The organism is Pantoea sp. UBA5923, assembly GCF_002431095.1.
Classification (GTDB): domain Bacteria; phylum Pseudomonadota; class Gammaproteobacteria; order Enterobacterales; family Enterobacteriaceae; genus Pantoea; species Pantoea piersonii.
Genome location: NZ_DJDN01000031.1, coordinates 1 through 9,952, shown reverse-complemented (window position 1 = coordinate 9,952; position 9,952 = coordinate 1). Strand labels below are relative to the sequence as shown.

Here is a 9,952-nt window from a genome sequence, read left to right as displayed (position 1 = left end):
CAGGGTGGAAACGGTGGATCTGAGCCAGCTGGTAGGGCGCGTTTCCGCCAATATGATCCTGCCCTATCCGCCAGGCGTACCGCTGGTGATGCCGGGCGAAATGATTACCGAAGAGAGCCGCGCGGTGCTCGATTTCCTGCTGATGCTCTGCACTATTGGCCGTCACTATCCGGGCTTCGAGACTGATATTCACGGCGCGACGCTGACCGAAGAGGGGAATTATCGCGTGCGCGTGCTGAAATAACGGAAAAATGCAGCGGCTTCAGACAATTGCGCATTGCAAGCCGCTGCCGCACGTCTCAGGATAAGCAAAACAGTCGGGGAGTCTTTTTATGTTGCAGTTATCTTCTGTTCACCATATCGCCATCATCGCCACAGATTATGCGCGCAGTAAGGCCTTTTACTGCGAGGTGCTCGGCTTCAGCCTGATGAGCGAGGTTTACCGCGAGGCGCGCGATTCGTGGAAAGGCGATCTGGCGCTGAACGGCCAGTACACGATCGAACTTTTCTCGTTTCCTTCTCCGCCAGCGCGCGTCAGCCATCCCGAAGCCTGCGGCCTGCGTCATCTGGCCTTTACTGTGCCCGACGTAGCGGCGGCGGTCGCAACGCTGGCAGAAAAAGGGGTGACGTGCGAGCCGATCCGCATCGACGATCTGACCGGCAAGCAGTGCACCTTCTTTGCCGATCCGGATGGTTTGCCGCTGGAGCTTTATCAGGCGTAAAATAGCGCGCGCGGAGGGCCGCATCCGGCGGCCCTGATTCTGGAACGCGTCATGTCTTTGTCTCATCTCGCCTCGCTGTTGCCCGCCGATGCCGCACTGGTGGTGGCGTTCAGCGGCGGCCTCGATTCCACGGTGCTGCTGCATCAGCTGGTCAGCTGGCGGCAGGCGCATCCGCAAGCGCGCCTGCGCGCGCTGCATGTTCATCATGGATTAAGCCCCAACGCCGACAGCTGGGCGGCGCACTGCGTCGCCATCTGCGAAGCCTGGCAGCTAGGCTGCGAGGTCCTGCGCGTGCAGGTTGACGCGCGCGAACAGGGCGTTGAAGGCGCGGCGCGTGCGGCGCGCTATCAGGCGCTGACGGCGGCGATGCAGCCTGATGAGTGGCTGCTTACTGCGCAACACCTCGACGATCAGTGCGAGACGCTGCTGCTGGCGCTAAAGCGCGGCAGCGGGCCTGCCGGGCTGGCGGCAATGCCGGTGCGGCGGGTGCGCGATGGTCGCGTGCTGCTGCGTCCGCTGCTCAATCAGTCGCGCCAGCAGCTTGAAGCCTATGCGCAGCAGCACCAGCTTCGCTGGATCGAAGACGAAAGCAATCAGGACGCGCGCTACGATCGCAACTTCCTGCGCCAGCGCCTGCTGCCTGCGCTGCAGGCGCGCTGGCCGCATTTTGCCGAAGCGTGCGCGCGCAGCGCGGCATTGTGCGGCGAGCAGGAACAACTGCTGGACGAGCTGCTGGCGGAGCAGCTGGTCGGGCTGACGCATCCTGACGGCAGCCTGCATTTTCCACCGCTTTTGCAGATGAGTGAAACGCGCGCGAATGCGCTGTTGCGGCGCTGGATTGCCCGGCAGGGAGGGGTAATGCCCTCGCGCGCCGCGCTGGCGCGTCTGCGCCAGGAGGTGATGCTGAGCCGTGAAGACGCGCAGCCATGTTTGCGCTTTGGCGATGCGGAAGCGCGCCGCTACCGCGAACGGCTCTACTGGCTGCCGCGCTGCGCATCGTTAAGGGAACTGGAGCTGCCGTGGCGCGATCGCCGCGAGCCGCTGCTGCTGCCGCAGCAGCTCGGCGTGCTCTGTGCGCAAAGCGCGCCGTCGGCGCTGCGCCAGCCTGAAGCGGATGAACACGTCAGCGTGCGTTTCCATGCGCAGGGCTATTTTCATCTGGTGGGCCGCTCCGGCGGGCGCGAGATAAAAAAGCTGTGGCAGGAGCTGGCGATCCCGCCGTGGCAGCGTGAACGTATTCCGCTGATTTATTACAATCAGACGCTTGTCTGCGCGCCCGGCCTGTTTGTTACCCGGGAAGGCGCCGCCGTTGACGAGAATGGCTGGCAGGCGATCTGGCAAAATAACAATAATGCTGGAGAGCAAAAATGAAGAGATTACTGTCCGCCCTGCTACTGGCGGCGGCGCTGCCGGTGATGGCTGATGGCGATGTTAACGCGGGCGCGCAGAAGTCAGTCGCCTGCACCGCCTGTCATGGCGCGCAGGGGAAAAGCAGCGTGCCGCTCTATCCCAACCTGGCAGGACAGAATGCCGCTTACCTCAACCATGCGCTGCAGGCCTATAAAAAAGGCGAGCGCAGCGGCGGGCAGGCCGAAGTCATGAAAGCCTTTGTGGCCGGATTGAGTGACGATGATATGGCAGATTTGTCGGCTTACTACGGGTCGCTGAAACCCTAGACGGGGAAGGGGGCGGGAAATATCCCGCCCGAGGCGTTGTCGCTACTCTTCGCTGACGACAACGGTGCCCAGCTCAGGATGGCTGAAGCTGGCGATGTGATCGAGGCGCAACTCGCGTGTTTCACCGGATAGATCGATAGAGAGGTATTCCACGTTTTTGCGTGAAACCATATCTGTCGCTTTTGCTTTGAGCGCTTCCCCGTTTTTCAGGATCAGCTCAAGCGTCCAGCGTTTTGTGCAGGCGAGTTCCAGGTTGTCGTAATCATCACAGTTGATGGGTCTATAAGCTTCATTCGTCAACATAGTCGCTCACCAGTAAGTTTGCAGCGGCATAAGCTGCCTGTTCCCTGACAGAAGAGTTTAGCGCAGAATTTGCGGCAATATCATCGAGTGCCTTCAAAACGCATCCGATTGCATCGGGCACATATCCCAGTTCGCCGCTGCCGATCTCGGCATACTTCTGGCGAACCAATTCACAATATTTTTGCACGTTCACCTCCTCAGCAGAGCAAGAATACTCTGGTTGCCCGAGGAACTATATCACAGGCATTTCCAGGATTTCAGCCAGGGCAAAGCAGGATCAGAGCGGCGAAAGAGGCTAAAGTGACAGAATCCGCTGGCTACGCGCCATTAACAGGAAGCACAAAAGGTTAAGTTGATGAACAGGTTAAACAAGGCGACGTTGTCTCAGGTGACAGATGATTAAAGTTTCACGTACGGTCGAGCTGCCCGACAGCGAAGTTGAGCTAAGCGCCATTCGCGCCCAGGGCGCAGGCGGGCAGCATGTTAATAAAACCAGCACCGCCATACATTTGCGTTTCGATATCGCTGCGTCGTCGCTGCCGCCGTTTCACAAACAGCGCATGCTGGCGGCGAAGCACCACCTGATTACGCCGGAAGGCATGGTGATTATCAAAGCGCAGGAGTACCGCAGCCAGGAGATGAACCGTGAAGCGGCGGTTCAGCGGCTGGTCAGTTTGATTCAGGAACTGACTCGCGTAGAGAAGGCCCGTCGCGCCACACGACCGACGCGCGCCTCGAAAGAGAGACGGCTGGAAGGGAAAGCGCGGCGTAGCTCGACAAAATCGCTGCGGGGAAAAGTGCTGTAAAAAAACGCCCCCGAAAGCGGGGGCGAGAAGGGCATTACTTGTTAAGCGCTTTCAGCAGGAAGTCGACGATTTCGCTCTGCTTGATCATCTCTTTCTCACCGGCGCGACGCGCTTTGTACTCGATCTCTTCGTTATCGAGGTTACGGTCGCCGATAACGATAGTGTGCGGCACGCCAATCAGCTCCATATCGGCGAACATCACGCCCGGACGCTCTTTACGGTCGTCAAGGATCACCTCGACGCCTTTCGCGCGCAGGGTGTTGTAGAGTTCTTCCGCCAGCTCTTTCACGCGGAAAGATTTGTGCATATTCATCGGCAGGATCGCGACTTCGAACGGTGCCAGTGCCGCAGGCCAGATAATGCCGCGATCGTCGTGGTTTTGCTCAATCGCCGCCGCAACGACGCGCGTGATGCCGATGCCGTAGCAGCCCATGGTCAGCACCTGGTTGCGGCCATCTTCGCCCTGAACCGCCGCTTTCATCGCTTCGGAATATTTGGTGCCGAGCTGGAAAATATGACCTACTTCGATACCGCGTTTGATCTGCAGCGTGCCTTTGCCGTCCGGGCTCGGATCGCCTTCTACAACGTTGCGGATATCGGCCACGATCGCCTGCGGCAGATCGCGTTCCCAGTTAATGCCGACGTAGTGCTTGCCATCGACGTTTGCGCCAGCGCTGAAGTCGCTCATCTTATCAACGCTGCGGTCGGCGATAATCGGCATCGCCAGACCCACCGGACCGAGTGAACCCGGGCCTGCGCCAACCGCGGCGCGGATCTCTTCTTCAGTGGCGAATACCAGCGGTGAGGCGACGATATCGAGCTTCTCCGCTTTGATCTCGTTCAGCTCGTGATCGCCGCGTACCAGCAGCGCGACCAGCGTATGGCCGCTCTCTTCGCTGGCTTTAACCATCAGCGTCTTAACGGTTTTCTCGATCGGCATCTGGAACTGCTCTACCAGCTCAGCGATGGTTTTGGCGTTCGGCGTGTCGATCTGCGCCAGCGCCTGAGTCGGCTGCGGGCGATCACCAGCCGGCGCGACCGCTTCGGCCATCTCGATATTGGCGGCGTAGTCCGATTCGGTTGAGAAGATCACATCATCTTCGCCGCTCTGCGCCAGCACCTGGAATTCGTGCGACGCGCTGCCGCCGATAGAGCCGGTATCCGCCTGCACCGCGCGGAAGTCGAGGCCCATACGGCTAAAGCTGTTGCTGTAGGCGCGGTACATCGCGTCGTAAGTTTCCTGCAGCGATTCCTGCGAGATATGGAAGGAGTAGGCATCCTTCATGATGAACTCGCGAGAACGCATTACGCCGAAGCGCGGACGCACTTCATCGCGGAATTTGGTCTGGATCTGATAAAGGTTGAGCGGAAGCTGCTTATAGGAGCTGAGCTCGTTACGGATCAGATCGGTAATCACTTCTTCATGCGTCGGACCGAGCACGAAAGGACGCTCGTGGCGGTCGGCAATGCGCAGCAGTTCCGGGCCGTACTGTTCCCAGCGACCGCTCTCCTGCCACAGGTCGGCGGGCTGAACCACCGGCATAGAGATCTCAATCGCGCCCGCGTTGTTCATCTCTTCGCGCACGATATTTTCGACTTTTTTCAGCACGCGTAAACCGGTCGGCAGCCAGGTGTAGAGACCTGAAGCCAGTTTGCGGATCATCCCGGCGCGCAGCATCAGCTGGTGGCTGATCACTTCCGCATCGGAGGGCGTCTCCTTCAGAGTGGAGAGCAGATATTGAGTAGTACGCATTGATTAAGGTTCCAGTTGAACGGAAAGTCACTGACAAAAGTTTTGTTGGCGGCTAGTGTACCAGCGAGCTCACGGGCTCAAAAGCGCGTTTTCGCGCGGGTCGATGCCGGTTACCTCGGTGCCCGTTTCATCGACGCGCCAGCGTACGTTAAAATCGAGCAGCCAGACGGCGTATTCGCGCGTCTGCGCTTCGCCTTTACGGTAGGCGGGACGCGGATCCTGCGCCAGCACGTCACGGATAAAACGCGCCAGATGAGGATAGCGTTTCTGCTGCTGCGCCAGCTGCTGTTCGGCCAGCGGCGAGAAGCGCACCGGCATATCGGCCGCGGGTGCCTCCTGAGCGAAACCGGCCCGCGCCTGCGGCAGCGCTTCGGCGAAGGGGAGGTAGGGTTTGATATCCACTACCGGCGTGCCGTCCACCAAATCCAGGCTGCCGAGCTGCAGAATCACCTGATTCTTCTCGCAGCGAATGCCCTTCAGCTCGACCAGCGACATGCCGATGGGGTTCGGACGAAAGGTAGAGCGCGTCGCAAATACGCCCATGCGGGCATTGCCGCCCAGGCGCGGCGGCCGCACCGTGGGACGCCATCCGCCCGCCATGGTCTGATGAAACACGAACAGCACCCAGAGATGCGTGAAACTCTCCAGCCCGCGCACCGCTTCCGGCTGATTATAGGGGGCAATCAGATGCAGTTCGCCATGACCGTCCTGCACCAGGCCAGGCTGACGCGGAACGGCGAATTTCTCTTTCCACGGCGAACGAATAACGCCGATCTGCTCAAAGGCGAAAGAACTCATTGATTCACTTTCAGCGCGGAGCCCTGGCAGATCGCCTGACGATAGCATCCCGGCGTGCTGCTGACGATTTCACACTTGTGCAGCAGAACGGCGTTAGCTTTCAGGTAAGAGGCTTTAACCTGCAGGCGCTTGCGCGCGGTGGCGATATTCGGCGGCGAATCCTGTCGGCTGCTCTGACAGTCGTCGCCAGCCACTTCGCCCAGATCGCGGAACGGCATGCTGACCAGATCGGCGGCGTCGGTATAGACTTTTACCGGCGCGGGGCGCGGAGCAGGCTTACGCGCCGGCTCGCGGGATGGCTGCGAATGAGCGGGTGCGCTGCTTATCGGGTGGTATTCGTGAACGCACCCGGTCAGCATCAATGCTAACAAGCAGAGCGGTAATAAACGCATGGCAACATCCTCAAGGTTGTAAAAAGTGGCGTTATTGAAACAAGGACCAGGCGAAATAACAAGTCGCGCCAGGTGCGGCGCAAAAGAAAGGGCGGCTAAGCGCCGCCCTGATCAGAAGAGTCAGTAAAGGAATTACCAGCCTTTTACTGCGCCGCCGTTAAAGATCTTGTTCGCGGCTTCCGCCACTTCGTCAGACTGATAAGCCTGAACGAATTTCTTCACGTTTTCAGCGTCTTTGTTATCTTCACGGCTCACGATCAGGTTAACGTAAGGCGAATCTTTATCTTCCACGAAGATGCCATCTTTTGCCGGCGTCAGACCAATCTGGCTGGCGTAGGTGGTGTTGATGACCGCCAGCGCAATCTGCTGGTCATCCAGCGAACGCGGCAGCTGCGGCGCTTCCAGCTCAACAATCTTCAGGTTTTTTGGGTTCTCAACGATGTCCAGCGAGGTCGGCAGCAGACCTACGCCATCTTTCAGCTTAATCAGGCCGACTTTCTGCAGCAGCAGCAGGGAACGTCCAAGGTTAGTCGGATCGTTAGGAATAGCGACCTGCGCGCCGTTCTGCAGCTCATCCAGCGATTTGATTTTTTTGGAATAGCCCGCGATCGGATAAACAAAAGAATTGCCGACCGGCACCAGCTTGTAACCGCGATCTTTGATCTGCTGATCCAGATAAGGTTTATGCTGGAACGCGTTCACGTCGATATCGCCTTTGCTCAGCGCTTCGTTCGGCAGTACGTAATCGTTAAAGGTTACCAGCTCCACATCGAGGCCATATTTGTCCTTCGCGACTTTCTGCGCCGCTTCGGCAACCTGCTGCTCTGCGCCGACAATCACGCCCACTTTAATGTGGTTCGGATCTTTGGCTTTCTGATCGCATCCTGCCAGCGCAATCGCGCCAATCAGTGCACCCACAGCGGCAATCTTTTTAAATGTAAAAGTCATATCTCTTCCTTAATGGAGACGTAATGATATTGCTGACTTATTTATGGGACACGGCACGCACGATGCGGTCGCCACAAAACTGAATTAAATACACCAGAACGACCAGTAACACGAGCACCGTATTCATGACCGTCGCGTTATAGCCAATATAACCGTACTGATAGCCGATCTGCCCCAGGCCGCCAGCGCCGACGGCGCCGCCCATGGCAGAGTAGCCGACCAGCGTAATCAGCGTAATGGTCGCGGCGTTCACCAGACCCGGCAACGCTTCCGGCAGCAGCACCTTACGCACGATCTGCAGCGGCGTCGCGCCCATAGCGCGTGACGCTTCGATCAGCCCGGTCGGCAGCTCAAGCAGCGCATTTTCCACCATACGCGCAATAAAAGGCGCGGCGCCGACGGTCAGCGGCACGATAGCCGCCTGCAGCCCGATAGAGGTGCCGACGATGGCGCGGGTAAAGGGGATCATCCAGACCAGCAGAATGATAAAAGGAATAGAGCGGAAAATATTTACCAGCGCAGAAAGGATGCGATAGAGGGTGCGGTTTTCCCGAATCTGTCCCGGACGGGTGACGTAGAGTAAAACGCCCACTGGCAGGCCCAGCACGAAACCAAAGAAGCCAGAGACAAAGGTCATCATCAGCGTTTCCCAGACGCCGCGCGCCAGTAAAGCCATCATCGCCTCAGACATAACCTAACACCTCTACTTTTACATGATTTTCCTGCAGCCACGCGATGGCGGCTTTGGCATCGCTTTCAGCGCCGTCCATTTCGGCCAGCATAATGCCGAACTTCACGCCACCGGCGTAATCCATCTGCGCACTGATAATATTGTTATTCACATTGAAGCGGCGCGCGGCTTCAGAGAGCAGCGGCGCGTCAACGGATTTGCCGGTGAACTCAAGACGCAGCAGCGGCACGCGATCGGCTGCGGGCTGCGGCAACAGGCGCTGCTGATAATCTTCAGGAATATCGAGGTGCAGCGTCGACTGGATAAACTGCTGCGCCAGCGGCGTTTTCGGATGGGAGAAGACTTCGCTGACGCTGTCTTTTTCAATCAGTTCGCCCTGGCTGATAACCGCAACCTGATCGCAGATGCGCTTCACCACGTCCATCTCATGCGTAATCAGCAGAATGGTCAGGCCGAGGCGGCGGTTGATATCTTTCAGCAGCTCAAGAATGGAGCGGGTAGTTGCCGGATCGAGCGCGCTGGTGGCTTCGTCGCACAGCAGCACTTTGGGATTGCTGGCCAGCGCACGCGCGATAGCGACGCGCTGTTTCTGTCCGCCGGAGAGGTTGGCGGGCCAGGCGTCACGCTTATCGGCCAGGCCGACCAGCTCCAGTAATTCCGTTACGCGTTTCTTAATCTCTTCACGCGACAGGCTGCCCAGCTCAAGCGGCAGCGCCACGTTGCCGAATACGGTACGCGAGTTCATCAAGTTAAAGTGCTGGAAGATCATGCCAATCTGACGACGCGCCTGGGTCAGCTGACGCTCGCTCAGGGCGGTTAAATCCTGGCCGTCAACCAGCACGCGGCCTGATGTTGGACGTTCAAGTAAGTTAACGCAGCGGATAAGCGTACTTTTACCAGCGCCGGACGAGCCGATAACGCCATAAATTTGTCCCGCAGGCACGTGCAGGCTAACGTCAGAGAGCGCCTGAATAGTCCGTGAGCCTTGCTGGAACACTTTGGTAATATTTTCAAGTTTAATCATTAGGTTATTTATTATCGTCTTGCGTTGTCCGTGGTGTGGAACCTTTCGCGCCGAACCCCGGTGCGAAAGCTGAGTGGATGGTAAGGCATCCAGACGTCTAAATCAATGAAAGTCCTCTTATCTGCCATTCTCTCTTTTATTGCAATCATGCAATACTAGGCGGCAATTTTAGTAGCATCTTTAGTAGCAGGAGTTTTCCCAGTGGCGAATAAAGTCCCGGCTGTATTTCTTGATCGTGATGGCACCCTGAACATCGATCATGGCTATGTCCATGAAATCGACAACTTCCAGTTTATTGACGGCACTATCGAGGCGCTGCAGGAGCTGAAGAAGATGGGGTTCGCGCTGGTGCTGATTACCAATCAGTCCGGCATTGCCCGCGGCATGTTCACCGAAGATCAGTTTATGCAGCTGACGGAATGGATGGACTGGTCGCTGGCGGACCGCGACGTGGATCTCGACGGCATCTATTTCTGTCCGCATCTGCCGGACGCGCCGGTTGAGGCCTATCGTCAGCAGTGCGACTGCCGTAAACCTCATCCCGGTATGCTGCTCTCTGCTCAGAAGCATCTCAATATCGACATGGCCGCTTCTTATATGGTGGGCGATAAAACGGAAGATGTACTGGCAGGCAAAGCGGCAGGCGTAGGCACGAGTGTGCTGGTACGTAGCGGCAAACCGGTCACGCCGGAAGGGGAAGCAGCAGCAGACTGGGTGATTAACAGCCTCGCCGATCTGCCGCAGGAGATTAAGAAGCGTTAAAAACGTGCGTTTTGCGCATTATTCAGACGAACGACACAAAACTTTAAACAAGCCCCTTGCGCTCTCTGAACGACTCC

General features: G+C 57.9%; 13 protein-coding genes and 1 pseudogene. 6 read left to right on the top strand and 8 right to left on the bottom strand.

Annotated elements, in window-relative coordinates; translation table 11 throughout:
- From B3797_RS08225 to B3797_RS08210, 4 genes and pseudogenes are all read left to right on the top strand, one after another.
- A pseudogene (locus B3797_RS08225) lies at window positions 1-244 on the top strand (lysine decarboxylase LdcC); the annotation flags it as partial.
- 88 nt (window positions 245-332) lie between these two features.
- A complete protein-coding gene (locus B3797_RS08220) occupies window positions 333-722 on the top strand; it encodes a VOC family protein (RefSeq protein ID WP_311790842.1) in 390 nt (129 codons plus the stop codon).
- A gap of 51 nt (window positions 723-773) precedes the next feature.
- Window positions 774-2,093, top strand: a complete 1,320-nt coding sequence (gene tilS, locus B3797_RS08215) for a tRNA lysidine(34) synthetase TilS (protein ID WP_311790841.1) — start codon at window positions 774-776, stop codon at window positions 2,091-2,093.
- A complete protein-coding gene (locus B3797_RS08210; protein ID WP_311790840.1) occupies window positions 2,090-2,398 on the top strand; it encodes a cytochrome c in 309 nt (102 codons plus the stop codon). The genes tilS and B3797_RS08210 overlap by 4 nt, the downstream gene beginning before the upstream one ends.
- A 42-nt stretch (window positions 2,399-2,440) precedes the next feature.
- Here the strand turns inward: B3797_RS08210 and rof are convergent, their stop codons facing one another.
- Window positions 2,441-2,701 carry a Rho-binding antiterminator gene (gene rof / locus B3797_RS08205; RefSeq protein ID WP_120455864.1) on the bottom strand — a complete coding sequence of 87 codons (261 nt, stop codon included), beginning with the start codon at window positions 2,699-2,701 and terminating at the stop codon, window positions 2,441-2,443.
- The gene (locus B3797_RS08200) at window positions 2,688-2,888 is read right to left on the bottom strand and encodes a YaeP family protein (RefSeq protein WP_033749608.1); all 201 of its coding nucleotides are present in this window, start codon (window positions 2,886-2,888) and stop codon (window positions 2,688-2,690) included. Before B3797_RS08200 ends, rof begins: the two co-directional genes overlap by 14 nt.
- Before the next feature lie 208 nt (window positions 2,889-3,096).
- Between B3797_RS08200 and arfB the strand changes: the two genes are divergently transcribed.
- Window positions 3,097-3,507: an alternative ribosome rescue aminoacyl-tRNA hydrolase ArfB gene (gene arfB / locus B3797_RS08195; protein ID WP_120455866.1), complete on the top strand. Its 411-nt coding sequence runs from the start codon at window positions 3,097-3,099 to the stop codon at window positions 3,505-3,507.
- Window positions 3,508-3,541: 34 nt separating this feature from the next.
- On the opposite strand, the gene proS is transcribed toward arfB, so the two are convergent.
- From proS to metN, 6 genes are all read right to left on the bottom strand, one after another.
- Window positions 3,542-5,260 (bottom strand): proline--tRNA ligase, encoded by a 1,719-nt coding sequence (proS, locus tag B3797_RS08190; RefSeq protein ID WP_311783031.1) that lies wholly within the window; start codon window positions 5,258-5,260, stop codon window positions 3,542-3,544.
- A gap of 69 nt (window positions 5,261-5,329) precedes the next feature.
- On the bottom strand, window positions 5,330-6,058 hold the full coding sequence (tsaA, locus tag B3797_RS08185) for a tRNA (N6-threonylcarbamoyladenosine(37)-N6)-methyltransferase TrmO (RefSeq protein WP_311790839.1): 729 nt from the start codon (window positions 6,056-6,058) through the stop codon (window positions 5,330-5,332).
- Window positions 6,055-6,450 (bottom strand): Rcs stress response system protein RcsF, encoded by a 396-nt coding sequence (gene rcsF / locus B3797_RS08180; protein WP_311783029.1) that lies wholly within the window; start codon window positions 6,448-6,450, stop codon window positions 6,055-6,057. The genes tsaA and rcsF overlap by 4 nt, the downstream gene beginning before the upstream one ends.
- Window positions 6,451-6,582: 132 nt before the next feature.
- Entirely contained in the window at window positions 6,583-7,398 is an 816-nt protein-coding gene (locus tag B3797_RS08175; protein ID WP_311783028.1) for a MetQ/NlpA family lipoprotein, read from the bottom strand.
- Window positions 7,399-7,435: 37 nt separating this feature from the next.
- Window positions 7,436-8,089, bottom strand: a complete 654-nt coding sequence (locus B3797_RS08170) for a methionine ABC transporter permease MetI (RefSeq protein WP_033749615.1) — start codon at window positions 8,087-8,089, stop codon at window positions 7,436-7,438.
- Entirely contained in the window at window positions 8,082-9,113 is a 1,032-nt protein-coding gene (gene metN / locus B3797_RS08165; RefSeq protein WP_311783027.1) for a methionine ABC transporter ATP-binding protein MetN, read from the bottom strand. The genes B3797_RS08170 and metN overlap by 8 nt, the downstream gene beginning before the upstream one ends.
- Window positions 9,114-9,314: 201 nt before the next feature.
- Here metN and gmhB point away from each other — a divergent pair, with 201 nt between their 5' ends.
- On the top strand, window positions 9,315-9,875 hold the full coding sequence (gmhB, locus tag B3797_RS08160; protein WP_311790838.1) for a D-glycero-beta-D-manno-heptose 1,7-bisphosphate 7-phosphatase: 561 nt from the start codon (window positions 9,315-9,317) through the stop codon (window positions 9,873-9,875).
- Window positions 9,876-9,952 lie beyond the last annotated feature (77 nt).